This window comes from Arthrobacter sp. 135MFCol5.1 (assembly GCF_000374865.1).
GTDB lineage: Bacteria > Actinomycetota > Actinomycetes > Actinomycetales > Micrococcaceae > Arthrobacter.
In genome coordinates, this window is record NZ_KB895456.1 from 58561 (window position 1) to 83944 (window position 25384).

Genomic DNA, 25384 nt, shown 5'->3' on the forward strand with positions numbered 1-25384 from the left:
GGGACTATTTGCCGATGGCAGCCTTGCTCTCGCTAATCCACTGCTCGGCGGCCTTGTCCGGCGCCAGCCTCTTGAACAGGACATCGGTGTTGATCCGGGCCGTGATTTCGGAGACGGCCGTCGAGCCGGTGGGTCCGATGTACGTCGGGGCAAAGTCCATCTTGCCGATCTGGTTGATGTAGTCGGCCTCCACCTTCCCCTGCGGCGTGAGCATGTCCTTGATGGCGTTGCGCATGTCGGCGTTACTGGGAACGCCCCGGTCGCTCTGGATGATTTTGGCCGCCGACTGGTCGTTGACCAGGAAGCTCACGAGCTTTGCCGCCGCGTCAGCGTGCTTGCTGCGGGCCGAGATGGTGTAGAACTGCGAGGACTGGAGCCAGATGCCGGGCGTGGGTTTTTCACCCGGGAGCTTGAGCAGCTTGAGGTCGGCGCCGGATGCCTTGCTGAGGGCGGACAACGAGTTGCTCCAGGTCAGCATCATGGCCGCTTTGCCCATGCCCAGAAGGGTTTGCTCGGTGCTGACGTTGAGCTTCTCGACGGTCTCGGAGGCGCTTGGGGCCGCCCCGGTTTCGCTCAACTTCAGTGAGTAGTCGAAGTAGTCCTGGACCGTTTCCTTGCCGAGCCCCAACTGGCCGTCCTGGGTGTAGAGCGATTCACCCCGCTGGCGGGCGAAGGCGTCCAGGGAGTCGTGGGTGAGCACGGTGGCGGTTCCGTAGGTCCCCTTGGGACTGTGGGCCGTGACATCCGCCGCGATCTTCGCGAAGTCGTCCCAGCTCCAGGAAGTATCGTCCGGCAGCGGGACTCCCGCCGCCGAGAACACCGCCGGATTGGCGACGATCGCCAGGGCATTGGCACCGGTGGACACCCCGTATTGCTTGCCCTTGACCTGACCGTTTTCCAGTGCGCCCTGGTCCATCTTTGACAGATCCAGCGGGCCCTTGACCGTGGCCAAATCCAGCAGGGCACCCCGGTTGGCATACTCCGCCGGATAGGCGCCACCCATGGTGATGACGTCGGGAGCATCATTGGCGGCCACCTGGGTGGCAAGCTTGTCGAAGTATCCGCCGATGTCGCCGTACTCCGGCTTGACCTTGATGTTCGGGTTGGCCTTCTCGAATTCGGCGATGGCCTTGTTGGTCAGGTCGGCGCGGCCTGCGTTGCCCCACCAGGAGAAACGGATTTCAACAGGGCCGTCCTCAGGCTTGTTGGATGGGGTACGGGAGCATGCCGCGGTGAGGCCAAGGAGTGCCGCGGCCGTGAGGATGGTTGATTTACGAAGGGTTCGGATAACTTTTCGCGTCATTGGGCAAGCTTCTTCCGAGATGAGAAAGCGATTTCGTGAAACGAATCAAAGGCCTGCTTCCGACGTCAAGGGCTCATTCCCACCCGAATGTGCACCATGGCTTCGCCTGCCAATGCCGTGAGTTTCTGACGCGCATAACGCGTACCAAGGGTTGACAGGGGCCCCGGCGCGCCGCAAGGATAAAGGCGGGAAAACGTTTTCTAACTCTTCGCCTTTCCCGCACCGCGCCTTTCCCGCAGGGTAAGTTACCCCGTCAGGCGGCTTGTCGTAATGGTGCTTTACCCCCGCATTCCCGCATTCCCCAGGAGGCCGTTCAGCGTGCACAGCCAAGGCACCACCGACCGCGCGGTGACGCCCAAGGCCTCGCCGGGCAGCACCGCGCCCATCGACAGGAGGGCCTTGGTCACGAGGCACAACGTCAGCCAGCGAACAGTGGACCCGCGAAGCCCGGTGTCGGTGGGCAACGGCGAGTTTGCCTTCACAATGGACCTGACCGGCGTCCAGACCTTCCCGGCCGACTATCCGGTGGGTGCCCGCGACGACGCCCTCCCGCCCGGGACACTCCTCGGTACGCAGTCCCAGTGGGGCTGGCATTCCCGTCCCGCCGAGGAACCCTACGGACTGGCCGGCTCCACCGTTTCCTACGATTCCCCCCGCGGGCCTGTGCCCTACGTGGACATGGTGGGAGACATCGTCAACGACCGCGAGACCGGCACCTCGGCCGCCGAAACATGGCTGCGGGCCAATCCGCACCGGCTGGACCTGGCACGCATCGGCTTCATGCTGGCGCCAGGCTCAACCGAACAGGCTATCAGCCGAACAGACCTGGCAGGCACCGTGCAGACCCTCGACTTGTGGACTGGCACCGTCCACAGCCGCTTCACCCTTGGTGGCCGTCCGGTCGACGTCCTCACCGCATGCCATCCGCGTCGCGATGAACTGGGCCTCCACGTGGAATCACCCGCCCTCCACGAGGGGCTGGTGCTCTGCATTGATTTCCCCTACGGATCCGAGGCCTGGCACAACGCCGCCGACTGGAGCCGGCCCGAGGCCCATACCACCACCCTCGGGAAGCCTGTCGCGTCAGAGGTCCATCCCGGCTCGACAACGTGGACCATTCACCGCGAACTGGACAACGCCCGCTACCGGATGGTGGTCAGCGGCAGCGGACTCGTCGTGGAGCAAACGGGCAGGCACCGGATCCGGATCAGCACATTGCCCGGCGGCCCCGGCGTACTCGACGTCGCGCTGGCCTTTGTACCCGCCGGCGACGGCGACTGTATCCCGCGACCCGGGGATGACGCCCTCCTGCCAACGGACCTGCCGCCCGGAGACGCAAAGGCCAGTGCCGCCGTCGGGCCCCTCCCCGGCAGCAACAGCCCCGGCAACGGCATTGCCGCTGCCTCCGCGGCCCATTGGGAGGGGTTTTGGACCACGGGCGCGGCCGTGGAACTGGGTGCGTCCGGAGACGCCCGCGCCAAGGAACTTGAGCGCCGCATTGTCCTCTCCCAGTACCTGACGGCGGTCAACTGCGCCGGCTCCCTCCCGCCCCAGGAAACCGGGCTCGTCTGCAATTCGTGGCGCGGACGGTTCCATCTGGAGATGCATTGGTGGCACGCTGCACACTTCGCCCTCTGGGGCCGTTCGGAACTCCTGCTGCCGTCCCTGCGGTGGTACGCCACGGTCCTCGAAACATCGCGGCAGACGGCGAGGGCCCAAGGGTTCGACGGCGTCCGCTGGCCCAAGCAAGTGGGCCCGGACGGGCGGGAGAGCCCCAGTCCGATCGGCACCTTCCTTCTCTGGCAGCAGCCGCACCCCATCTACCTGGCAGAACTTGTCTATCGCGCCAATCCCTGCAAGGAGGTCCTGGATGAGTTCGCGGAGATCGTGTTCGAGTCGGCCTCGTTCATGGCCAGCTTCGCGCACCCCACGGCGCGCGGATTCGAATTGGGGCCGCCCATCGTACCGGCCCAGGAAAGCTACGGCCCTATCCGGGCCTCCGTCACGAATCCCACCTTTGAACTGGCGTACTGGCAGTGGGGCCTCCGGACCGCCGCCTCATGGCGGGAACGGATGGGCCTGGAACCTGTGGCGGCGTGGCAGGACGTTGCGGGAGGACTCGTTCCGCCGCGGGTCATCGACGGCGCCTACGCAGCGATAGACGTGGAGCCGTTCACCATCAGGACCGACCACCCGTCAATGCTGTGCGCTTTGGGGGTCCTGCCGCGGACGGACCTCATTGACGAAGACATCATGCGGGCCACGCTGGCCGATGTCCTGGCCGGCTGGGATTGGGAAAGTACCTGGGGTTGGGATTACCCGGTCATGGCCATGACCGCTGCCCGCCTGGGCGATCCGGAGGCCGCCGTGGACGTCCTTTTGCAGGATGCGGGCAAGAATACGGTCCTGCCCAACGGGCACAACCGCCAAACCGATTCCTTGCCGTTGTACCTGCCCGGCAACGGCGGCCTCCTGGCCGCCACAGCATTGATGGCTGCCGGATGGGACAACGGCCCTGACCATCGCTCCCCCGGTTTCCCGCCGGGCTGGACGGTGCGGTGGGAAGGGCTGCTGCCCTTTCCCTAGGTGCCCGTTCGACCGGGTCAGGTTTGGGGTGTCGCCCGGCGGGCACCAAGGATCGTCTTGCGGGGCTTGCCGCCGGACGCGAGGTCGGCCTCGCGCACCGCTGACCACCCTGCGGAGACGAGGTAGGCCTGGCTGACCAGGTTGAACCAGATGAGCAGGCCGATGATGATGGCAAACGGCGCCAGGATGGGGTTCCGGCTGGCTCCGCCCAGCAGTTCCGTGCTGAAGATCTGCAGCACGGTGGTGCCCACGGCAGCAAGGATGGTCCCCTCGAGCAGGGCCTGGCGGGAAAGCTTCAACCCGGCAGCCAGCCGGAACATGATCAGCGCGGTGACCCAGTTCAGGACCAGTGGCACCACAATCTTGACGGACGTGGTCAGCGGGCCGGCCAAGGCGTCACTGAGATGCAGGAAATCGGCAACCCAACCTGCGGCGGTGCCGAACACCAGCGATGCGCCGGCGCTGATCACCAGCGCCACGCCCAGCAGGAGCAGGGTCCCGGCGTCGCGCAGCTTGAGCAGGATGGGATTGACCACCAGCGGAGGCAACTCAACAATCCCGCGGAGTCCGTCCCGGAGGCCGTTGATCCAGCCGAGCGAAGTAACCACGGTGACCACGGCGCTGATCACGGCCGTCCAGCCCAGTCCGCTGGGATCCAGCAAGTCCTTGGGGTCCACCAGGCCATCGCCGCCATTGACCTTCAACAGACCCGGGGCGCTCCTGGCCACGCTGCTGATGATGGTGTCCAGCAAGGCCGGCTGGCCGCGGAGTACCAGGCCGGCCACGGAAAAGCCGGTGGCCAGCAGGCCCGTGATGGAGAAGAACATGTTGAAGCCGATGCCCGCGCTCATCAACGGTCCGTAATGGAGTCCGTAATGCCTGAATGCCCGCATGGGCCGCACGACGTTCAGCCGGGCAGTGAACAACTGTATCCACGCCATCAGGGCAGGAACCTTGCCGCCGGAGCGGCGCGCCTTATGCCAGTCGCTGCGTTTCTGGATGACGTCCAGCTTCAGCCGGGCGATTTCAGTAGGCAGGGGCTGCTGGTCAGCCGGCGTCCGTTGCGGTGTTCGCGGCAGCGTCCGTGAAGGGGGTGCCGGCGTCGTTGTTAGTTTCGGTCCCAAAATCCAGCTCTTCCCTTAGCTGCCAGATGCCGTCGGCATCATGCTCATAGAGTCCCATGCTAACCACGGGGAAGGTTGCCTTATAGTTCTTTAGTGCCGTTTCGGCCTCGTCCAGGCTTTCCGGGGCGACGTCGTGGGCAATCGTGACGTGCGGATGGTAGGCGAACGGCAGCTCGCGGTGCAGTGGACCCTGCTGCAGCCTGCGGTGCAGATCCACGCAGTGTTCGAACCCGTCCTCCACTTTGATGAAGACAACAGGCGAGACTGGGCGGAACGTTCCCGTCCCGGCGATGGTGACCGTGAAAGGCCTTTGGCAGCGGGCAACCTCGCGGACGTGCTGTCGGGTTGCCTCCCAATCCTGCGTGGGCGTGGTGGTGATCAGGGTTATGTGCGCCGGTATCACTCCGGCCATCGGGTCCCCAAATGACGCGCGCCAGCGCTGCAGCTCCGCGGCAATCTCGTCCGGGAAACCCAGGATGACGCCCACGCTGACGTCTTCGGTCCCGGCCGCGCCGCCTTCCGCCACGGCATCCTGGCCGGGCTGGTCCTCGTAACGGTTACGCCGGGTCCGCTCCGCCTCGCCGGCAGAGCACGCGCTTCCCCTGGCGGTAGCGTTTTTCGAAGACATGGCGCTAGCGGACTCCAGCGAGGGTGAGGGACGGCAGGAAGCCCATGCGCTCGTACACCCGTGCGAGGGTGACCGAAGCGATCTCCCGGGCCCGGTCGGCGCCCAGGGCCAGCAGCCGGTCGAGCTCGGCGGGATCAGCCATGAGCTCGTTCGTGCGGTTGCGGATCGGTGTGATGAAATCCACCACCACCTCGGCGAGGTCCACCTTGAGGTGGCCGTACATCTTCCCCTGGTACTCGGCTTCCAGCTCGGTGACCGTTTTGCCGGTGAGGGCGGAGTAGATGGTCAACAGATTGGACACACCGGGCTTTTCCTCGGCGTCAAAGCGGATCTCCGTTCCGGCGTCGGTGACAGCGGACTTGATGCGCTTGGCTGCGATCTTGGGATCTTCCAGCAGCTGGATGGCACCGTTGGGCGACTCACCCGTCTTGGACATCTTGGCGCTGGGGTTTTGGAGATCGTAGATCTTGGCGCTTTCCTTGACGATCGTTGCCTCGGGCACAGTGAAGGTCTGGCCGAACCGGGTGTTGAAACGCTGGGCCAGGTTCCGGGTCAGCTCAAGGTGCTGGCGCTGGTCCTCGCCAACGGGCACGAGGTCGCTCTGGTACAGCAGGATGTCGGCCGCCATCAGCGTGGGGTAGGCGAACAGGCCCAGCGTGGCGGAATCCGCTCCGGACTTCTGGGTCTTGTCCTTGAACTGGGTCATCCGCGACGCCTCGCCGAAGCCCGTGATGCAGTTCAGGGCCCAGGCAAGCTGCGCGTGCTCGGGCACATGTGACTGGACGAAGAAGATGCTCTTGTCCGGGTCGATACCGGCGGCGATGTACTGGGCCGCGACGATGCGGGTCCGTTTGGCAAGTTCCCCGGGCTCAAAGTCCACCGTAATGGCGTGCAGGTCCGGGACGAAGAATACGGCGTCGTACTCCGCCTGCATATCCACCCAGTTGCGCACGGCTCCGATGTAGTTGCCCAGGTGGAGGGAATCGGCGGTCGGCTTGGCGCCGGAGAGTATGCGCTTCTTGGCTGGCTGGGAAGTCTGGCTGGTCATGGAAGAACTTTCGGGCTCAGAGCTGGTAGTCCACTACCAGCGGGGCGTGGTCGGAGAAGCGTGTGTCCCACGAGGCGGCACGGTCGACGACGGCGGACAGGGCACCGGACGCCAACCCTGCGGTGGCCAGGTGGTAGTCGATGCGCCAGCCGGTGTCATTGTCGAAGGCCTTTCCGCGCTGCGACCACCAGGTGTAGGGGCCGTCCATCTCGCCGGACAGGTTCCGGTGGACGTCGTGCCAGCCGATTTCCTCGCCCAGGAAGCGGTCGAAGTATGCGCGTTCCGCCGGCAGGAAACCGGCCTTCTTCACGTTGCCCTTGGCGTTCCGGATATCGAACGGTGTGTGGGCGACGTTCAGGTCTCCCACCACCAGCGCATGGTCGCTGTGCTTGGCCAGCTCCGGCAGCCGGGTGATCATGGCGTCCAGGAAACGGAATTTGTCGTCCTGCTTTGGCGTCCCCACCTCGCCCGAGTGCACGTAGGCGCTGGCTACGGTGAGCTGGACGGGGTTGCCGGCGGCATCCGGGTACCGGAAGTCGGCCTCCACCCAGCGCCCGGCCGTGGCAAAGTAGTCGTCGCCGATGCCGTTCCTGGTGGCGAGGGGTTCCTGCCGGGACGCGATGGCGACGCCGGCACGGCCTTTCGCTTCCGCTTCGGCGTGCAGGATATGCCAGTCATCCCCGAGCAGCTGCCGGACGATCGCGTCAGGGGCGCGTACCTCCTGCAGGCAGAGAATGTCCACGTCCCGCGGCTCAAGCCACGCCGCCATCCCGTTCTTGTAGGCAGCCCGAAGGCCGTTTACGTTGACGGATGCGATGCGAAGGTGGTCCTTGTTCAATGCCGAGCTCACCCGCTCCACTCTAGTCGATGATGGTTCCGGCGACCGGCTCTCCGCTGCCGCCGGAGGACTTGATCATGTCCCGGGCGTTGGTGGCTGTGATCTCGATGGTCTCCAGGGCACGGTTGATGGTGTCCTGGTTGGCGGACGCACCCTTGGCGCGCTCGTCTTCCACCACGCGGACCTGCACCTGGACGATCTTGAAGGAGTGGTCAAGCTTGAGGTCACGTACTTCGTCAGCTTCGGAGCGTTCGTAGATCACGCGGGTTCCGCCGTGGTCGGCGGAAGCGGGCGCGGGAGCGCGGCCGGTGGCGGTGTTGAAGGCGCTCTGCGCCTCGGTGAGCCTTGCCCCCGCCTTCCTGGCGGCCCGTTGGATGCTGAAGACCACGAACGCTGCCAGCGCCAGCCAGAAGCCGGCAATGATGGCAACAACCCAACCCACGACGTCGTTCTGGTTTGCCGCAAAGAGGACGGCAACGATGAACGCCGTTACCAGGACCATCAGGCCCGGCCCGCTGATGCGGAACATCGAAAAGCCGCCCCTGGCGGGTTTGGAGGATGACGGTGAGCTGCCCAAAGTTCGCATGCAGCCATTGTCTCAAATGGCGGGCAGTGCTCCGGCCGTCTTCCACCCCGGGCGAACAGGGGCTGCTACCTGAGGAAGAGGCTCCGCAGGCGGAGGGTGGTCAGGAGCATTCCGACGGCGGTCATGGCCAGGTAGTAGCCCACGTGCAACGATGTGGCGGCCGTGAAGCTTCCCACGCTGATCTGCCGCAGCAGTTCCACCCCGTGCCACAGCGGCATGGCCTGGATGAACCACTGGATGGGCTCGGGGTAGACGCTCAGCGGGTAGAACGTGGCGCTGAACAGGAACATGGGCAGCAGGATGAAGTTGATCCAGTCCATTTGTTGGAATGTCTTGAGGAAGCTGGTGATCCCCATGCCGAGGCTGGCGAAGCCGAAGGCAATCAGCACCGAAGCCGGAATCATGAGCAGCGCCCAGGCCGTGGTAATCAGCCCCATGGCTCCCATGACGGCGGTGAAGCCGGTGGCGTAGAGCATGCCCCGCAGCAGGGCCAGGAAGATCTCCCCCACCGCAACGTCCAGGGGCCCCAACGACGTGTAGAGCATGCCCTGGTAGAGCTTGGCGAAGTTCATTTTGAAGAAGACGTTCCAGGTGGAGTCGTACACGGCGCCGTTCATCGCCGACACGGCAAGCAGGGCAGGGGCGATGTACGCCGCGTAGCTGATGGAAGTCCCGTCGGGTCCGCGGACGTCTCCCACGATGGCACCCAGGCCCACCCCCATGGACACCAGGAACAGCACCGGTTCGAAGAATCCGGACACCATCACCAGCCAGTTGGTGCTGCGCGTGGCCATCAGTCCCCGGGAGACGACGGCCTTTGCATTGCGCGAGTACAGCGGCCCGAACGTCCGGTTGCGCGCCGCCTCGGTCACGCTGGCGGCGCGGCCTGAGACGGCGCTCATTGGCCCATCCTCAGGGCAAAGCGGCGCCGGGTCAGGAGCCAACCCAACGCGGCCAGTCCGCCGAGGACGGCGATGTGCAGGATGGTCAGCAGTGGCGCTTCGTGGTAGCCGAAGCTGAGTACCCGGCCAAGTTCGGTACCGTGCCAGATGGGCGAGATCCATCCGACCCAGCGCACTGCCGGCGGGAGGTTCTCGAGCGGGAAAAATGTCCCGGAGAAAAGGAACAGCGGCATCACGATGAACCGCATCACCAGCGCAAACTGGCCCTTGTCTTCCGTGATCGACGCGGAGTAGGCCATCAGCGGAAGCCCAAAGGCAAGGCCCGTCAGGGTGGCCACCAGGATCCCGGCCCAGCCCCAGCCGGACGGCGAGGCGCCGAACAGCGCTACGGCGGCGAAGTAGATGGCAGACTGCAGCAGCAGGCGCAGTGTCACGGCCATGATTTGTCCTGCCGCGATCTGCTGTGGAGTCAGCGGTGACGCGTGCGGCCCGTAGTAGATTCGGCGCCACTTGAAGCCGTCCATGACGGGGAACGTGAACTCGTTCGCGGCCGTCATCACGGCAGCGGAGACCAGCAGCGCCGGGGCGATGAAGGCCAGGTAGGACACGCCGCCGAACGCCGCGTTGCCGGAGTCCACCAGGGTGGCCAGGCCCACGCCCATGGCAAACAGGTACGCCACGGGCTGGCCCACGCTGTACATCACAATGGACCAGGAGTACCCCTTCATGACCCGGAGCACCTGCTCCGCATAGTAGAAGGCGCCCCAGCGCCGGGCCTTGGCAGCCGAGATTTCGGGCCGGTGCGCCCTAAGGGCGGGCTGCGGAGCGGCCAGTGGTTCAGTCAACGAGGCTCCGCCCGGTGAGCCGGAGGAAGACGTCCTCCAGCGAGGACCTGCGCACCAGCGACGTCAGCGGCCTCAGGCCGCGGGCCGAGACCTGCTCAAGGGCAGACTCGCCGTCGTGCGCGTACATCAGCACCCGGTCCGGCAGTACTTCGAGGCGGTCACCGATGCCTTCAAGCCGGGACGCGATGGCTGCGTTGCGTTCCGAGCCAAAACGCAACTCCACCACTTCCCTGGTGGAGTGCTCGCGGATCAACTGCGCCGGTGACCCTTCAGCCATGATCCGGCCTTTGTCCACGACGATCAGCCGGTCGCAGAGCTGTTCGGCCTCATCCATGTAGTGGGTGGTCAGGATCAGGGTGACGCCTTGTTCCTTGAGCCGGAACAGCCGGTCCCAGAGGATGTGCCGCGCCTGCGGGTCCAGGCCCGTGGTGGGTTCGTCAAGCAGCAGGATCCTGGGCTCGTTGATGAGGGACCGGGCAATCGTCAGGCGCCGCTTCATGCCGCCGGAGAGCGCGTCCACCTTGGACTTGGCTTTGTCCGTCAGCTGCGCGAACTCCAGCAGTTCGTCGGCTTTTGGCTTCAGGTAGCTCATGGGCAGGCCAAAGTAGCGGCCGTAGACCAGGAGGTTGTCGCGGACGCGCAGTTCTTCGTCGAGGTTGTCCTGCTGCGGCACCACGCCCAGGTGCGCGCGCACTTCCGGCCCGTGCGTGTCCGGGTCCAGTCCCATGATGCTGAGGTTGCCCGAGGTGCGCCGGGTGACCCCGCCGATCATCTTCATGGTGGTGGACTTGCCTGCGCCGTTCGGACCCAGCAGCCCGAAGGACTCCCCCGCCGGAACGCTGAAGGTGATGCCGTCCACGGCCGCCACATCGCCGTACGTCTTGGTCAGGTTCGCTGCGGAGATGACCACTCCGGGTGGCCGATGCGCGGTCATGGTGCCGGAGGGCAGGATGGCTTCGTTGTGCACCTGTGCAGACTAGTTGAGGTGCGGCGCATGTGGAAGTACGCTTGCAGTTTCGTTATAACGGCCGACGGCGGCACGGCGCCTTTCCTGCGAAAGGTGCCGTGCCGCCGTCGTGCGCCCGGTGGCGGGACTACTGCGCGATGCCGGCTGCGCGTTCTGCCGCTTCCACCACGTTGGTCATCAGCAGCGCCACGGTCATGGGTCCGACGCCGCCAGGGTTCGGCGAGATCCAGCCGGCCACCTCCGCAGCGGCGGGATCGATGTCGCCGTAGACGCGGCTCTTGCCCGTCTCAGGATCGGTCTCGCGGGTAACTCCGACATCCAGCAACGCGGCGCCGGGCTTGACGTCCGCCGCCTTGACGATGTGCTTGACGCCGGCAGCACCCACGATCACGTCCGCCTGCCGGAGCAGTTCGGAGAGGTTCGTTGTGCCGGTATGGGTCAGGGTCACCGTGGCGTTGACGTCCCGGCGGGTCAGCAGCAGGCCGATGGACCGGCCGATCGTGACGCCGCGGCCCACCACCACAACATGCTTGCCTGCCAGGCTGTATCCGTTGCGCTCAAGGAGCTCGATGACGCCGCGGGGGGTGCACGGCAGCGGTGTGGTGATCTTGTGGTTGACGTTCAGCACCAGCCGGCCAAGGTTGGTCGGGTGCAGCCCGTCGGCGTCCTTGGCGGGATCGATGCGTTCCAGGATCGCGTCGGTATCCAGGTGCTTGGGCAGCGGCAGCTGCACAATGTACCCGTGGCAGGCAGGGTCCGCATTGAGTTCGTCAATGAGGGCCTCCACCTGCTCCTGGGTGGCGTCCGCGGGAAGTTCGCGCTGGATGGAGTTCATCCCGATCTGCGCAGATTGCTTGTGCTTCATGGACACATACAACTGCGAGGCCGGATCCGCACCGACCAGTACGGTGGCGATCCCCGGAATGACGCCCTTGGCCTTGAGTGCGGCCACGCGGTCAGTCAGCTCGGCCTTGATGGCAGCGGCGGTGGCCTTGCCGTCAAGGATCTGCGCGGTGGTGGTTTCAGTCATTGGTCACCACTGCTCGTGCTGCGGGTACAGCGGGAAATCGGCGGCCAGCTTGTCAACGCGGGACTGCAGGGCCTCGACGTCGGCGCCGGTGCCGGCCTTGAGCGCGGTGGCGATGATCTCGGCGACCTCGGTGAACTCGGCAGCGCCGAACCCGCGGGTGGCCAGGGCCGGGGTACCGATGCGCAGGCCGGAGGTGACCATCGGCGGGCGGGGGTCGAAGGGCACGGCGTTGCGGTTGACGGTGATGCCCACGGAGTGCAGGAGGTCTTCGGCCTGCTGGCCGTCCAGCTGGGAGTTGCGCAGGTCAACCAGTACCAGGTGGACGTCGGTGCCGCCGGTGAGGACGGAGACGCCTGCCCCGGCAACATCGGCTTGGTTCAGCCGGTCGGCGATGATCCTGGCGCCCTCGAGGACACGCTCCTGGCGCTCCTTGAATTCCTGGGTGCCGGCGATCTTGAAGGCAACGGCCTTGGCGGCGATGACGTGCATGAGCGGGCCGCCCTGCTGGCCCGGGAAGACGTTGGAGTTCAGCTTCTTGGCCCACTGTTCCTTCGCCAGGATCACACCCGAGCGGGGACCGGCGAGAGTCTTGTGCACGGTGGAGGTGACGACGTCGGAGTGCGGCACCGGGCTGGGGTGCAGTCCGGCGGCAACCAGGCCCGCGAAGTGTGCCATGTCGGTCCAGAGCAGCGCGCCCACCTCATCGGCGATGGAGCGGAACGCGGCGAAGTCCAGGTGGCGGGGGTAGGCGGACCAGCCGGCGATGATGACCTGCGGCTTTTCGGCGATGGCCTGCTCACGCAGCTTGTCCATGTCGATGCGGAAGTTGTCTTCCTCGACCTGGTACGCGGCAACCTGGTACAGCTTGCCGGAGAAGTTCAGCTTCATGCCGTGGGTCAGGTGGCCGCCGTGCGCCAGGGACAGGCCGAGGATCTTGTCGCCCGGGGTGATCATGGCGGAGAGCGCAGCGGCGTTGGCCTGGGCACCGGAGTGCGGCTGGACGTTGGCGTACTCCGCACCGAACAAGGCCTTGACCCTGTCGATGGCCAGTTGCTCGGCGACGTCGACATACTCGCAGCCGCCGTAGTAGCGGCGGCCCGGGTAGCCTTCGGCGTACTTGTTGGTGAGGACGGAGCCCTGGGCCTCCATCACGGCGCGGGGCGCGAAGTTCTCGGAGGCAATCATTTCCAGGGTGCCGCGCTGGCGGCCAAGCTCCTGGTCCAGGACTGCGGCGATTTCGGGGTCGAGCTCTGCCAGCGGCTGGTTGCTGACGGCTGTGGTTGAGGTGGCTGTAGTAGTCACGAAGAACTCCTGGCTAGGGATACGGGCACTGCTTAGGTCAGGCTACCGGCTGGCGCGCCCCCGCACTGCGTTGATGACACCGCGTGGAAGCACTGGGCATGGTGCTGCTGCATTGACGCAGGAGCAGCCCCACAACCGGCAAAACATGACCCTCGGCCCAGGCGTACGATCCGTGGTCTTCGTGATTGCCGCTCCCTGGTGGTTAGCCACCCAACGCCAGTTGCGACCACTCCAGCCTATCAAAAGCACCGTCCGCAGCGCGGGTAGGCTATTACGCGTGAATGAACAGCTGCTGAACCAAGCGTATGTGGTAACCCTGTCCTGCCCGGACCGTCCCGGAATCGTCCACGCGGTGGCCGGCGCCCTTCTGGTGGCAGGATGCAACATTACGGATTCACAGCAGTACGGCAGCCCCTCAACCGGCAACTTCTTCATGCGCGTCGAGGTCACCACACCCGCCGCCAAGTCCGAACTGCGTGCGGCCCTTGAACCGGTGGCGGAGGCCTTCTCCATGCAGTGGAGCCTGAACACCGTCGGCGACAAGGTGCGCACCCTGGTGCTTGCCAGTACCGCCGCCCACTGCCTCAACGACCTTCTCTTCCAGCAGCGCTCCGGGACTCTGCCCATCGAGATCCCCGCCATCGTGTCAAACCACCGGGACCTGGCCGGACTCGCGGAGTTCTACGGCATCCCGTTCCATTACATCCCCGTCACCAAGGACACCAAGGTGCAGGCGGAAGACAAGCTTCGTGGCATCATCGCCGAACACGGCATCGAACTGACGGTCCTGGCCCGTTACATGCAGATCCTGTCCGACGACCTCTGCACCGAGCTGACCGGCAAGGCCATCAACATCCACCACTCGTTCCTGCCGTCCTTCAAGGGCGCCAAGCCGTACCACCAGGCCCACGCGCGCGGCGTGAAGCTGATCGGCGCCACGGCCCACTACGTGACCGCAGCCCTGGACGAGGGTCCGATCATCGAGCAGGAAGTCATCCGGGTGGATCACGCCCGCACGGCGGAGCAGTTCGTCCAGATGGGCCGTGACGTGGAGGGGCGGACCCTGGTCCAGGCCGTGCAGTGGCATGCCGAGCACCGGGTGCTGCTGGACGGCAACCGGACAGTGGTCTTCAACTGACGCGGTCTTCAACTGGCTTCAACCAGCTGGCAGAGGATGCCGTTTTGCTTCCTCAAAACGGCATCTGCTGCGAGTCAGTTGGGTGCAGGGGTGGCTTAGGGTGAAGCCATGGCTCCTCTGTACCCTTTCGCCGGAAATTCGCCGGCTGTCCATGAAACAGCGTTCGTAGCGCCCTCAGCCTCCATCATTGGCCGGGCGACCCTGGACCAGGATTCCAGTGCCTTCTACGGCGTTTCCGTCCGCGCCGACACCGCGGCCATCAGCGTGGGTGCCGGCAGCAACCTGCAGGACAACGTGGTGCTGCACGCCGACCCCGGCTTCCCCTGCACGGTGGGCCGGGGTGTCAGCGTGGGGCACGCCGCCGTCGTGCATGGCTGCACGGTGGAGGACGACTGCCTGATCGGTATGGGCGCCACCGTCCTCAACGGCGCCGTGATCGGTGCCGGCTCGCTGGTGGCGGCCGGCGCCGTCGTCCTGGAAGGAACCGTGGTTCCGCCGCGGTCCCTGGTTGCCGGGGTGCCCGCCAAGGTGCGCCGCGAACTCACGGAGGAAGAGTTCGACGGCGTCCGCGCCAATGCGGCGCACTACGTGGAGCTCGCAGCGAAACACCGCGAGCTCCACCAGTAGGCTTCGACGCCGAGCCGGCGCTAGTCCAGGCTGATTGGCCCCATTGCGTCCAGCAGGTCACCCGGGCCGGGGTTGCCGGGCGCGGATGTCCCGCCCAGGTGGTTCACCACGCCCCATACGGCGTTCAGCCCGGTGGTGACGGCGCCTTCGGCCCAGCCGGCCGTGAAAGAGACGTCGTCGCCGGCCAGGAAGATGCCGCGCTGGGATTCGGGCAGCGCGTCCTGCTTGAAGTGCGTGAACAGCCGCTGCTGGTAGCGGTAGTGCCCCGGCAGGTTGGCTTTGAAGGCGCCCATGAAGTTGGGGTCGGCTTCCCAGGACACGGTAATGGGCTGCCCCACGATGTGCCCGGCGATATCCACTCCGGGGTAGATCTGTTCCAGTGAGTGCAGCATCAGCTCCACGCGTTCGTCCGCGTCCAGGGCAAGCCATTTCAGGGCGTCGTCGTTCCAGGTGTAGGACAGCAGGATGACGGCGGGCTGGTCCGGGCCGTTGTCCAGCAGGTACGTGGCGCGGTTCAGCCGGTCGGTTAAGGTCATGGACAGGACCTCGTGCCCGGTGTCCGGGTCGGTGTCCTTCCAGAACGGCCGGTCCACCATAACGAACGTCTTGGACGACTGCATGTAGTGCGAGCGCTCCATGGCGGTCCACAGCTCAGCCGGGAACAATGCTTCCTCGGTGTGGATGCGGGTGGACAGCAGCCACGACTGGCACGTGCTCACCACCGCCGGGTAGCTGGCCTCGCGGCCCCAGCGTTCACGGATCCGCAGGTTTCCGTCCGGGTCGCGGCTGATCTTCCCCACAGCGCCGCGGGGCGAGCCGGAGTGGAGGGAAGCAAGGGAGGTGCCGTCGGGCCAGTGGACCAGGTCCGACGGCGCGTGCTGCCAGAGTGCCTCGGGGAGCCGCTGCGCTCCTCCGCGGATGAACCGGTGCTGGTCGTCCGCGTCGGTGTAGACCACGCGGAGGATCTCCAGGATGGAGTTGGGGAAGTCGGTGTCCCAGCCGCCCGTGCCGAATCCCACTTGGCCGAAAGCCTCGCGGTGGGCGAACCCTGCCTCCTTGAACGAATCGCTCGCGGCGATGAACCCGTAGAAGGTCTGCTCATCCATGAGCGGGAGCAGTTCGTTCCACAGTTCCTTGATCCGGGCCGTGTCGCGGGAGCGGATGGCGTCCTGCATTTCGGTGAACTTGGCGCCGTCGTTGACGGCCGCTTTCCAGGCGTCCGCAACCTCACGGAAAAAGGGCGGGAGGTCTGCCGGCTTTTCCGCGTAGTGCTTCTTGCCTGCCAGCTCGATCACGGTGCTGGAGGTGGCCTCGGCCAGGGGGTTGGGGAACTCACAGGTTTCCAGGCCCAGCAGGTCAACGTAGTGGTAGAAAGCCTTGCCCGAGACCGGGAACCGCATACCGCCGAGGTCCGCCACCACGCCGGGAGCTGCCGGGAAGGCTGCCGTGCGGAGGCGGCCGCCGATCTGGTCTGCCTCGTAGACCACCGGGCGCAGGCCGAGTTTCATCAGCTCGTAGGCGGTCACCAGGCCGGAGAGCCCGGCTCCGATGACGGCCACTTCCGTGCCGTAGAGCTCCGGCGGGACGGAGCCCATGCCGTCCGGGTGGGCCAGGTAGTGGTCGTAGCTGAAGGGGAAATCGGGGTTCAGCATGGTGATGGGCGCCCGGCCGTCGGGGCCCTGCCCGGTTGCTGTGTCCGGCCCGGTTGAGGTGCTGGAGGGATCAGGGGCCGGCAGTTCGGTGGCGGTGGTCATGAGTGTTCTGCTTTCACAGGTTCCTGGCGCGGGGGCTTGGCGGTCAGTTCACGGTAGTCGAGCTCGCTCAGGGCCGCTACCTTCGAGTTTCGGCGTCCGTAGCCGAAGTAAATGGCAATCCCTACGAGCATCCAGGCGCCGAAAACCACCCAGGTATCGGCACCAAGGTTCGCCATGAGGTAGGCGCACATGAGCGTTCCCAGCACGGGCGTGACCGGGTACAGGGGCACCCGGAAACTGCGCTCCAGGTCCGGGCGGTTGCGCCGCAGGTAGATGACGGCGACGTTGACCAGGGCGAAGGCGAACAGCGTTCCGATGCTGGTGGCGTCCGCCAGCGCGCCGAGCGGCACGAGCCCTGCGGTCAGGGCGACGGCGGTTCCCACGATGAGCGTTCCGGCGGCAGGAGTGCCGGTCCGGGCGGAGACGCGACCGAAGACCTTGGGCACCAGGCCGTCCCGGGACATCGAGAGCAGGATGCGCGTCTGGCCGTACAGCACGGTGAGGACGATGCTGGCGATGGCCAGGACGGCGCCGATGGAGAAGACCAGCGCAATCCACGGCTGGTGGGTGGTCTCCTCCAGGATCTGGACGAGGGCGGCCTCGGTACCGTCGAACCAGCCCCAGGGCCTGGCCCCGATGGCGGCAACCGCCACGAGGACATAGACGCTGGTGACGATCACCATCGAGAGCAGGATGGCCCGGGGAAGGTCGCGCTTGGGGTTCCGGGCCTCTTCGCCGGCGGTGGAGGCTGCGTCGAAGCCGATGTAGGAGAAGAACACCCGCGAGGCAGCTGCGGAAACACCGGCGGCGCCCATGGGCAGGAGCGGTTCGAAATTGCCCGCATTGAACGCGGTAAAGGCAACGGCGCAGAAGAAGAGCAGGATGCCGATCTTGATGATCACCACTGCCGTATTGATCCAGGCGCTTTCCCGGGCGCCGCGGACCAGCAGGACCATGGCCAGGACCACGATGGCCATCGCCGGGATGTTCACCAGTCCGCCGTCGCCGGGAGGCTGGGACATCGCATCCGGCAGCACCTGCCCAAACGCCGCCAGCGCTTCATTGACGTACTGGCCGGCACCTACGGCTACGGCGGCCACGGAAACGGCGTACTCAAGGACAAGGCACCACCCGCAGATCCACGCCATGCCCTCGCCCATGGTGGCGTAGGAGTAGGAATAGCTGGAGCCCGCTACCGGAACCAGGCCGGCCATTTCGGCATACGACACCGCCGAGAGGAGCGCGGCCAGGCCGGCAATGACGAACGAGATCCAGATGGCCGGCCCGGCCAGCGGCACCGACTCGCCAAGGATCACCAGGATCCCGGTCCCGAGCGTGGCGCCAACACTGATCATGGTGAGGTGGAGGACGCCGAAGCTGCGGACCAGCGCAGTGCCGCCCTCGCCGCTTCCGGCTTCGCTGACCATCTGGCCGATTGGCTTGCGGCGCAGGAGCTGGTCTGCCAGGCGCGGCCGGGAGGCACCCGGCGCAATGGGTTTTTCGGTGGTCACAGGCACAGTCACCGTTGACGTCCCTTCAGAGTAGTTTTCGGTTTCCCCTCCCCAAGGTTGGCATGTGAGCCAACTCTCAAGGCGGTGCAATATGACCTATAGTTGCCAACCATGAGACTATCTGCACACCGCCACCACGGGTCAACCGCGGCCCGGGCGGGCCGCTCCGCCGGGTCGGTCCGCCATGCCCACTGAGCCCGCAGCAGCCGGCCGGCTGAGCTTCGTCACGCTCCAGCAGTTCCTCGACCAACTGCCGCCGGTGTTGAAGACGCTCCACGACGGCGGCAGCGGCGACCGGCTGCTGCGCTGGGTGGAACCCAGTGAGCTGGAGGATCCGACGCCCTACCTGCCCGAGGGTGAGTTCCTGCTGACCGCCGGCCTTCCCTTCCTGGGCAGCGGCGGGGCGCCCGCCAGCGTGGACGCGTATGTCCGGCGGTTGGTAGACGCCAAGGTAGCGGCCTTGGGATTCGGAATCAGGCCCTACTTCGACGCCGTCCCGGACGTGGTCATCGACGCGTGCCGGCACCACAACCTCACCTTGTTCGAAGTACCGGAATCGCTCCCGTTCGCGGCCATCGGCCTCCAATTCTCCCAGCTGCTGGAGTCCGATACTGCGCGGGTCTTCCGGCAACTGGCGGAAACCAACCGGCAGTTGATGCGCGCAGTCCTCTCCCCCAGGCCGGAACACGAACTGCTGGCGGCGCTGGTGCAGCGCGTGCCCGTCTGGGCAGTGATGGTGGGAGCGGACGGCCGGGTCCGGGCCCGCGGCACCAGCGGCGGCGGCAGCCCCGCCGTCGAGCTTTCCCTGCTGGAACCCATGCTCAAACGCTTGTTCTCCGGCAGCGGCCCCCGGGTGGAGATGGACGGGTTTGACCTGCCGGGCTCGGCCTTGGTGGTTGGCCATCCGCTGCGCAGCACCAAGGACGCAAACCTGGGGGCACTGGTCCTGGGTTCAGACGCACCCTTGACGCCGGCGCAGAACAACGTGGTCCAGACCGCCGTCGGACTCCTCGAACTGTTGGTCCGGCAGCGAACCAGCGGTTCGCTGGCACCCAGCCAACTGGCTACGGCTGTGCTGCTGCACCCCGAAAGCCTCACCAGCGGGAGCGCCAGGCACCTGAACACACTCAGGGACCTGATGGCGCAGAGCCTGTCCTCCACCCGGTCCGCGGCCATGCGCGTGGTGCAGGGCATCAAGATGGACGCACCGGAGTGGCCCGCCGGGGACAGCCCGGTCCGGGAGCTCCTCCAGTGGCGGCGCCTGTTCGATACCAAGCTGGTGGAAATCACCGATTACGGATTCGCTGCAGTGACCCGGTTGAAGGTGGACGACTCCCTGCTCGCCGAGGTCGAAAAGCTCGGGTGGCGCCTGGTGGTTGGCGAACCCACCGAACTCACCGGCCTTGCCGCCGCATATCAGGATGCGGGTTCCCTGCGGAGCCGCGTGCAGAGGAGCGGGCAAAGCGTCCGCGCCGACGAGGTTCAATGGTCGGTGGCCGGGCTGCTGGGCCGCGAAGCAGGGACCATGCTGGCTGAACGGCTCCTTCATCCGGTGCTGTCCCTGGAACCGGACCGGCGCGATCCGCTGCTGGCGGTGCTTCGCGGCTGGCTTACCGAGAACGGCAGCTGGGACGGCTCCGCCAAGCTGCTGGGACTTCACCGCAACAGCGTGCGGCGCCAGGTCGGGGTCCTTGCAGACCTCCTCGGGATGGACTTGAACCAGGCGCAGGTGCGGGCAGAGCTGTGGATTGCACTGCAGTACGCGGACGCATTGACCGGCCCGACGGCGGGCAGCTAGGCCAGGTGATCCGCGGACTGGGCCGGGCCGGACGCAAGCCCGGCCTCCCACGCGCGGTACAGCTCCGGCCGGCGCTCCCTCAGGTAGGGCACGTCGTTCCTGGCGGCGCGGACAGCCTCCGTGCCCACGGTGGCGAACAGCAGTTCCGGAGCAGTGCCCGCCGCAGCCAGCACGCCGCCATCCGGCCCCGCCACCACGCTTCCCCCGCCGAACGTAGAGGAATCCTCGGCGCCACAGTGGTTGGCATAGGCCACGTTGAGCTGGCTTTCCAGCGCACGTGCGCGGACAAGGACCTGGGGCACCGCCTCATAGCCCGCGGACAAGGCGGTGGGCACCAGCAGCAGTTCCGCGCCGCGCGCGGCTGTGGCCCTCGCGGCTTCCGGGAATTCGATGTCGTAACAGATCAGCAATGAGGTGCGGATGCCGAGGAAGTCGACGACGGCGGGCGGCTCGCTGGCCGCGACGAATGCCTTGCGTTCCTCGTCGCCGAAGAGGTGCACCTTGGCGTACCGAAGAAGTTCCGCGCCGGTGGCGTCCACCAGGGACGCGGAAATGTGCCAGCCGGGACCGCCCGCGCGGTCCATGTACCGGGAGCCGTTGCCCTTTTGGGCGGCGGCAGCGCCGTCACCTGCGCCACCGGCGGCTTCGGCCGGGAGGCTGTAAACGAGGCCAATCCCGTTGCGGCGGGCAATCCCCGCGAGGCTTTCGCGGAGTGCGGGAAGGGTTGCCGGGTCCAGTTCGCTGCGCAGCCGCAGTGGGGCGTAGCCCACCGGAAACAGCTCCGGCGTCAGGAGCAGGCCGGCGCCGGCGCGGGCGGCCCGGTTGGCAGCCTCGTCAATGGTCCGGAGATTCGCCTCAACGTCCAGGACCGCGGCGTTTGCCTGCAGGACGGACAGCAGCATCATTACCACCTTCTGTATGCCTGTCCGTGGTGACTGGACAGGCCGGACTGTTGACTGCCTCCAGCCTAGCCAGCGCTGCAGGGAAGGAGACGGGTCGTTTGGACCCGTCCGCCCCCTGCCGCGGGACGGAATGCCCACGGCCGGCTCGCAAAAGAGGTCAGACGCGTTTACCGGACACCCGTCCGACGTTATGCGTTAACTTCTTGACTACAAGAGGAACGATAGGGCAATCTTCTTAGCATGTCCGCAACCACGCGCTCAACGAGGAGCAAGCCCAAGAATCCCGGCTCGCAGTCAGCCCTGCGGCAGCTGAACCAGCAGCGGATCATTGAGGCCCTTATGGGGGGTCCGTCCACGCAGGCGGAGCTCGCCCGGCAGACGGGGCTTTCTACTGCCACCGTCTCGAACATCGTCAAAATCATGCTGGACTCCGGCTTGGCCTCCACCGAACCGATTACCAGTTCCGGCCGCCGGGCATTGAACGTGCGGCTCAACAGCAATGGCGCCGTTGCGGTCGGCATCGATTTCGGCCGCCGGCACCTGCGGGTGGTCTTGGCCTCCCTCAGCTACCACGTCATTGCAGAAGAGTCGGTGATGCTTCCGCTGGGCCACCAGGCGGACGACGGCATCCAGGCGGCGGTGGTGCTGCTGGAGAAACTGCTCCGGGAAAGCGGGGTGGAACGGAGCTACATGGTGGGCGCCGGCGTCGGAATTCCAGGCCCGATCGACCGGCGGACCGGCACCGTCGCGCAGGGGGCAATCCTTCCCGAATGGGTGGGCATCAACATCCTCCAGCATCTTGAGGAAACCTTGAGAATCCCCGTGTTTGTGGACAATGACGCGAATCTGGGCGCATGGTCAGAAGTGACCTGGGGGCAGCATTCGGGGGTCAGCAACCTGCTGTTCCTGAAGATCGGTTCCGGTATCGGCGCCGGCCTGATCCTCAACGGAGCGCCGTACTACGGCAACGTGGGAATCACCGGCGAAATCGGCCATGCCACCATCCACGAGCAAGGGCTGGTGTGCCGGTGCGGGAACCGCGGATGCCTGGAAACCATCGCGTCCACCACCACCATGATCGAGCTCCTGAGCCGCGGCGAGGACCGGCCGTTGACGCCCGCCGACATCGTCAGGAAAGCCTTGAACCGGGACTCGGCAACCCTCCGCGTGGTGGACGACGCAGGCCTGGCGGTGGGGCGTGCCCTGGGCAACGTGGCCAATCTGATCAACCCCGAAGTCATCGTGGTGGGCGGGCCGCTGGCAGGCTTGGGCGACATCCTGCTGGACCCTATCCGCAGGGGGCTGATCCGGCACGCCGTGCCGGTGATCGGCGAAACAACCACCTTGGCCATGTCCTCGCTGGGCGACCGAGCCGAAGCCCTGGGGGCGGCCGCTTTGGTGTTCCAGCATGCCGGTATCCGACGCTCGTAGACCATTTCGTTATCCGGCAATTGCGTTAAAGACTTGACGACAACAGCTGTGATCCAGTTTACTTTTGGTTCAGACGGCCCTGCGCTTTGCCGGCCGGACAAAGAAGTCATTGCATTGGAGGGTTAGGGCTCATGACGTCCCAGACCACGCATACGGATCCGATCATCCTTGAGATGCGGTCCATCACCAAGGAATTCCCCGGCGTTAAAGCCTTGTCGAACGTGAGCCTCCGGGTCAGGGCCGGCGAAATCCACGCCATCTGCGGCGAAAACGGCGCCGGCAAGTCCACCCTCATGAAGGTCCTCTCGGGCGTCTACCCCTACGGCAGCTACGACGGCGACATCGTGTACCAGGGCCAGGTCCAGCAGTTCAAGGACATCAGGGCCAGCGAGCATGCCGGAATCGTCATCATCCACCAGGAACTGGCGCTGATCCCCGAGCTGTCCATCATGGAAAACATCTTCCTGGGCAACGAACCCACCAAGCGGGGCGTCATCGACTGGGCCGAGGCCCGGCTGCGGTCCCTGGACCTGCTGGCGCGGGTAGGCCTCCGGGATGACCCGGACACCCCCATCAAGGAAATCGGCGTCGGCAAGCAGCAACTGGTGGAAATCGCCAAGGCGCTGAACAAGTCCGTGAAGATCCTGATCCTGGACGAGCCCACTGCAGCCCTTAATGAATCCGACTCCCAGCATCTGCTGGATTTGATGCTGGGCCTGAAGGCGAAGGGCATCACGTCGATCATCATTTCGCACAAGCTCAACGAGATTGAGCAGGTGGCCGATTCGATCACCATCATCCGCGACGGCAAGTCAATCGAGACCCTGGACGTCAAGAAGGACGGCGTGGACGAGGACCGGATCATCAAGGGCATGGTGGGCCGGACACTGGAATCCCGGTTCCCGGACCACACACCCAAGATCGGCGAGGTGTTCTTCGAGGTCAAGGACTGGACTGTTGGCCACCCGGCCATCCAGGACCGCCTGGTCTGCAAGGGCTCGAACTTTTTTGTCCGCCGTGGTGAAATCGTCGGTTTCGCCGGGCTCATGGGTGCCGGGCGCACGGAACTGGCCCGCTCGGTCTTCGGCCGGTCCTACGGCCGCTTCATCGACGGCCATATCTACAAGGATGGCAAGGAAGTCGTCCTCAAGAACGTCCGGCAGGCCATCGACGCCGGACTGGGCTACGTCACCGAGGACCGCAAGTCGCTGGGCCTGAACCTCCTGGATGACATCAAGACCACCACCGTGGCGGCCAACCTGCGCAAGATCAGCCACAACTTCGTGGTGGACGCCAACCAGGAATTCACGGTTGCGGAGCAGTACCGCAAGTCGCTGCGGACCAAGACGCCCTCTGTCGAGGAAGGTGTCGCCAAGCTCTCCGGCGGCAACCAGCAGAAGGTGGTCCTCGCCAAGTGGATGTTCACGGACCCCGACCTGCTGATCCTCGACGAGCCCACGCGCGGCATCGACGTCGGCGCCAAGTATGAGATCTACGGCATCATCCAGCAGCTCGCCAACCAGGGCAAGGGCGTCATCGTTATTTCCTCGGAGCTGCCCGAGCTCCTGGGCCTGTCCGACCGCATCTACACCATCTTCGAAGGCGCCATCACCGGTGTCCTGACCAAAGACGAGGCCAGCCAGGAAAGCCTGATGAAACTGATGACCTCCGCTACCCGAAAAGCCGCCTGACCTTCTGGCAATCCCCAGAACCTTCCGGACACAAGGACTGACACCATGAACGCCCTCAAAAAGCTGTTTGGCGGCAACACCCGCCAATTCGGCATGATCTTCGCCCTGGTTGCGCTGATCATTTTCTTCCAGATCTTCACCGACGGCCGCACCCTCACACCCGGCAACGTCATCAACCTCTTCAACGGCAACTCCTACATCCTGATCCTGGCGATCGGTATGGTCCTGGTGATTATCGCCGGCCACATCGATCTTTCCGTCGGTTCGGTCGCGGCGTTTGTCGGGGTCAGCGTCGCCCTGGCCATCCGCGACTGGGGAATCCCCTGGTATGCGGGCGTGCTCCTGGGCCTGCTGCTCGGAGCGCTGATCGGAGCCTGGCAAGGCCTGTGGACAGCGTATGTGGGCATTCCGGCCTTCATCGTCACCCTGGCCGGCATGCTCCTGTTCCGCGGCTTCAACCAGTTCGTAGGCAAGTCCAACACCATTCCCGTCCCGGAAGACTTCCAGTACCTCGGCTCCGGCTACCTCCCCGAGGTAGGACCGGACACCGGGTTCAACAACCTGACACTCCTGATGGGCATCGCCGTTGCGGTCTTCGTCGTCGTAGGTGAACTCCGGGCCCGGGCACGGGCCAAGGCGCTGGGCGCAGGCGTCCCCGAAATGTGGGTGACCGTGGTGAAGCTGGTGCTGATCTGCGCCGCCATCCTTTACGCCACGTACCTGTTCGCCACGGGCCGGCCCGGCACGTCCTTCCCCATCCCCGGCCTGATCCTGGCCGTCCTGGTCCTGATCTACGGCTTCATCTCCTCGCGCACCGTCGTTGGCCGCCACGTCTACGCTGTCGGTGGCAACCGCCACGCAGCCGAACTGTCCGGCGTCCAGTCCAAGAAGGTCAACTTCCTGGTCATGATGAACATGTCCATCCTGGCCGGGCTGGCCGGCATGATCTTCGTGGGCCGCTCCACCGCGTCCGGCCCCTTTGACGGCGTCGGCTGGGAACTGGACGCCATCGCCGCTGTCTTCATCGGCGGCGCGGCAGTGACAGGCGGCGTGGGCACCGTGGTCGGCTCCATCATCGGTGGCCTGGTCATGGCCGTGCTCAACAACGGCCTGCAGCTCCTGGGCGTCGGCGCCGACCTCACCCAGATCATCAAGGGCCTGGTCCTCCTGATCGCCGTCGCCTTCGACGTCTACAACAAGTCCCAGGGCAAGCGGTCCATCATCGGCATGCTGACCCGGAACATGAACCGCAACACCGCCGGCCCCAGCGGCCCCATCCAGCCTGACGAAACAACCTCCACCAAGGAAGCGATCGCCAGGGAAGCCTGAAGTTTGCAGCCTGAATACTGTTCCATCACACAAAGAAAGAGAAC

The 25384-nt window shown here is 65.6% G+C and carries 21 protein-coding genes and 1 riboswitch; of the genes, 7 read left to right on the forward strand and 14 right to left on the reverse strand.

What is annotated here, in order from left to right:
* Nucleotides 1–4 precede the first annotated feature (4 nt).
* Nucleotides 5–1303 carry an ABC transporter substrate-binding protein gene (locus tag C563_RS0110105; RefSeq protein WP_018761931.1) on the reverse strand — a complete coding sequence of 433 codons (1299 nt, stop codon included), beginning with the start codon at nt 1301–1303 and terminating at the stop codon, nt 5–7.
* A gap of 318 nt (nt 1304–1621) precedes the next feature.
* Between C563_RS0110105 and C563_RS0110110 the strand changes: the two genes are divergently transcribed.
* Nucleotides 1622–3889 (forward strand): hypothetical protein, encoded by a 2268-nt coding sequence (locus C563_RS0110110; RefSeq protein ID WP_442852932.1) that lies wholly within the window; start codon nt 1622–1624, stop codon nt 3887–3889.
* Between the two features lie 17 nt (nt 3890–3906).
* Here the strand turns inward: C563_RS0110110 and C563_RS0110115 are convergent, their stop codons facing one another.
* The 10 genes from C563_RS0110115 to glyA form a co-directional block, all read right to left on the reverse strand.
* Nucleotides 3907–4830 (reverse strand): YihY/virulence factor BrkB family protein, encoded by a 924-nt coding sequence (locus C563_RS0110115; RefSeq protein ID WP_196803324.1) that lies wholly within the window; start codon nt 4828–4830, stop codon nt 3907–3909.
* Nucleotides 4831–4936: 106 nt separating this feature from the next.
* Complete coding sequence (locus C563_RS0110120; RefSeq protein ID WP_018761935.1) at nt 4937–5641, reverse strand: 2'-5' RNA ligase family protein; 705 nt, start codon at nt 5639–5641, stop codon at nt 4937–4939.
* Nucleotides 5642–5645: 4 nt separating this feature from the next.
* Nucleotides 5646–6689 carry a tryptophan--tRNA ligase gene (gene trpS / locus C563_RS0110125; RefSeq protein WP_018761936.1) on the reverse strand — a complete coding sequence of 348 codons (1044 nt, stop codon included), beginning with the start codon at nt 6687–6689 and terminating at the stop codon, nt 5646–5648.
* A 16-nt stretch (nt 6690–6705) separates the two neighbouring features.
* Nucleotides 6706–7539, reverse strand: coding sequence for an exodeoxyribonuclease III (locus C563_RS0110130; protein ID WP_026264634.1), 834 nt, complete (start codon nt 7537–7539; stop codon nt 6706–6708).
* A gap of 10 nt (nt 7540–7549) precedes the next feature.
* Entirely contained in the window at nt 7550–8113 is a 564-nt protein-coding gene (locus C563_RS0110135; protein WP_026264635.1) for a hypothetical protein, read from the reverse strand.
* Between the two features lie 65 nt (nt 8114–8178).
* Complete coding sequence (locus C563_RS0110140) at nt 8179–9015, reverse strand: ABC transporter permease (protein ID WP_018761939.1); 837 nt, start codon at nt 9013–9015, stop codon at nt 8179–8181.
* A complete protein-coding gene (locus tag C563_RS0110145; RefSeq protein ID WP_018761940.1) occupies nt 9012–9860 on the reverse strand; it encodes an ABC transporter permease in 849 nt (282 codons plus the stop codon). Before C563_RS0110145 ends, C563_RS0110140 begins: the two co-directional genes overlap by 4 nt.
* Nucleotides 9853–10794, reverse strand: coding sequence for an ABC transporter ATP-binding protein (locus tag C563_RS0110150; protein ID WP_026264636.1), 942 nt, complete (start codon nt 10792–10794; stop codon nt 9853–9855). The genes C563_RS0110145 and C563_RS0110150 overlap by 8 nt, the downstream gene beginning before the upstream one ends.
* A 160-nt stretch (nt 10795–10954) precedes the next feature.
* Nucleotides 10955–11857: a bifunctional methylenetetrahydrofolate dehydrogenase/methenyltetrahydrofolate cyclohydrolase gene (locus C563_RS0110155; RefSeq protein WP_018761942.1), complete on the reverse strand. Its 903-nt coding sequence runs from the start codon at nt 11855–11857 to the stop codon at nt 10955–10957.
* A 3-nt stretch (nt 11858–11860) separates the two neighbouring features.
* On the reverse strand, nt 11861–13159 hold the full coding sequence (glyA, locus tag C563_RS0110160; RefSeq protein ID WP_018761943.1) for a serine hydroxymethyltransferase: 1299 nt from the start codon (nt 13157–13159) through the stop codon (nt 11861–11863).
* Between the two features lie 148 nt (nt 13160–13307).
* Nucleotides 13308–13393, reverse strand: a riboswitch (ZMP/ZTP riboswitch).
* A gap of 43 nt (nt 13394–13436) precedes the next feature.
* Here glyA and purU point away from each other — a divergent pair.
* Together purU and C563_RS0110170 are read left to right on the forward strand one after the other, a co-directional pair.
* Nucleotides 13437–14297: a formyltetrahydrofolate deformylase gene (purU, locus tag C563_RS0110165; protein WP_018761944.1), complete on the forward strand. Its 861-nt coding sequence runs from the start codon at nt 13437–13439 to the stop codon at nt 14295–14297.
* A 108-nt stretch (nt 14298–14405) separates the two neighbouring features.
* Nucleotides 14406–14924 carry a gamma carbonic anhydrase family protein gene (locus C563_RS0110170; protein WP_018761945.1) on the forward strand — a complete coding sequence of 173 codons (519 nt, stop codon included), beginning with the start codon at nt 14406–14408 and terminating at the stop codon, nt 14922–14924.
* Nucleotides 14925–14944: 20 nt separating this feature from the next.
* Here C563_RS0110170 and C563_RS0110175 read toward each other — a convergent pair whose 3' ends face one another.
* Nucleotides 14945–16678 (reverse strand): flavin monoamine oxidase family protein, encoded by a 1734-nt coding sequence (locus C563_RS0110175; RefSeq protein ID WP_018761946.1) that lies wholly within the window; start codon nt 16676–16678, stop codon nt 14945–14947.
* Nucleotides 16675–18201, reverse strand: coding sequence for an amino acid permease (locus C563_RS0110180; RefSeq protein WP_196803325.1), 1527 nt, complete (start codon nt 18199–18201; stop codon nt 16675–16677). Before C563_RS0110180 ends, C563_RS0110175 begins: the two co-directional genes overlap by 4 nt.
* A 172-nt stretch (nt 18202–18373) precedes the next feature.
* Between C563_RS0110180 and C563_RS0110185 the strand changes: the two genes are divergently transcribed.
* A complete protein-coding gene (locus C563_RS0110185) occupies nt 18374–19987 on the forward strand; it encodes a PucR family transcriptional regulator (RefSeq protein WP_018761948.1) in 1614 nt (537 codons plus the stop codon).
* On the opposite strand, the gene C563_RS0110190 is transcribed toward C563_RS0110185, so the two are convergent.
* Nucleotides 19984–20892: a nitrilase-related carbon-nitrogen hydrolase gene (locus tag C563_RS0110190; protein ID WP_018761949.1), complete on the reverse strand. Its 909-nt coding sequence runs from the start codon at nt 20890–20892 to the stop codon at nt 19984–19986. The two genes, C563_RS0110185 and C563_RS0110190, sit on opposite strands and share 4 nt — an antisense overlap.
* A gap of 237 nt (nt 20893–21129) precedes the next feature.
* Between C563_RS0110190 and C563_RS0110195 the strand changes: the two genes are divergently transcribed.
* From C563_RS0110195 to mmsB, 3 genes are all read left to right on the forward strand, one after another.
* Nucleotides 21130–22320 (forward strand): ROK family transcriptional regulator, encoded by a 1191-nt coding sequence (locus tag C563_RS0110195; RefSeq protein ID WP_018761950.1) that lies wholly within the window; start codon nt 21130–21132, stop codon nt 22318–22320.
* A 131-nt stretch (nt 22321–22451) separates the two neighbouring features.
* The gene (gene mmsA, locus C563_RS0110200; RefSeq protein ID WP_018761951.1) at nt 22452–24011 is read left to right on the forward strand and encodes a multiple monosaccharide ABC transporter ATP-binding protein; all 1560 of its coding nucleotides are present in this window, start codon (nt 22452–22454) and stop codon (nt 24009–24011) included.
* A 45-nt stretch (nt 24012–24056) separates the two neighbouring features.
* Nucleotides 24057–25340: a multiple monosaccharide ABC transporter permease gene (mmsB, locus tag C563_RS0110205; protein WP_018761952.1), complete on the forward strand. Its 1284-nt coding sequence runs from the start codon at nt 24057–24059 to the stop codon at nt 25338–25340.
* The last annotated feature ends 44 nt before the right edge of the window (nt 25341–25384 follow it).

Bases quoted from the DNA above. Each gene is read 5' to 3' on its own strand.
- mmsB (WP_018761952.1), top strand. From the start codon at position 24,057: ATGAACGCCCTCAAAAAGCTGTTTGGCGGCAACACCCGCCAATTCGGC.
- C563_RS0110195 (WP_018761950.1), top strand. From the start codon at position 21,130: ATGTCCGCAACCACGCGCTCAACGAGGAGCAAGCCCAAGAATCCCGGC.
- trpS (WP_018761936.1), bottom strand. From the start codon at position 6,689: ATGACCAGCCAGACTTCCCAGCCAGCCAAGAAGCGCATACTCTCCGGC.
- C563_RS0110185 (WP_018761948.1), top strand. From the start codon at position 18,374: ATGCCCACTGAGCCCGCAGCAGCCGGCCGGCTGAGCTTCGTCACGCTC.
- mmsA (WP_018761951.1), top strand. From the start codon at position 22,452: ATGACGTCCCAGACCACGCATACGGATCCGATCATCCTTGAGATGCGG.
- C563_RS0110150 (WP_026264636.1), bottom strand. From the start codon at position 10,794: ATGACCGCGCATCGGCCACCCGGAGTGGTCATCTCCGCAGCGAACCTG.
- C563_RS0110155 (WP_018761942.1), bottom strand. From the start codon at position 11,857: ATGACTGAAACCACCACCGCGCAGATCCTTGACGGCAAGGCCACCGCC.
- C563_RS0110135 (WP_026264635.1), bottom strand. From the start codon at position 8,113: ATGCGAACTTTGGGCAGCTCACCGTCATCCTCCAAACCCGCCAGGGGC.
- C563_RS0110190 (WP_018761949.1), bottom strand. From the start codon at position 20,892: ATGATGCTGCTGTCCGTCCTGCAGGCAAACGCCGCGGTCCTGGACGTT.
- C563_RS0110170 (WP_018761945.1), top strand. From the start codon at position 14,406: ATGGCTCCTCTGTACCCTTTCGCCGGAAATTCGCCGGCTGTCCATGAA.
- C563_RS0110175 (WP_018761946.1), bottom strand. From the start codon at position 16,678: ATGACCACCGCCACCGAACTGCCGGCCCCTGATCCCTCCAGCACCTCA.
- C563_RS0110140 (WP_018761939.1), bottom strand. From the start codon at position 9,015: ATGAGCGCCGTCTCAGGCCGCGCCGCCAGCGTGACCGAGGCGGCGCGC.
- C563_RS0110120 (WP_018761935.1), bottom strand. From the start codon at position 5,641: ATGTCTTCGAAAAACGCTACCGCCAGGGGAAGCGCGTGCTCTGCCGGC.
- C563_RS0110115 (WP_196803324.1), bottom strand. From the start codon at position 4,830: ATGGCGTGGATACAGTTGTTCACTGCCCGGCTGAACGTCGTGCGGCCC.
- C563_RS0110105 (WP_018761931.1), bottom strand. From the start codon at position 1,303: ATGACGCGAAAAGTTATCCGAACCCTTCGTAAATCAACCATCCTCACG.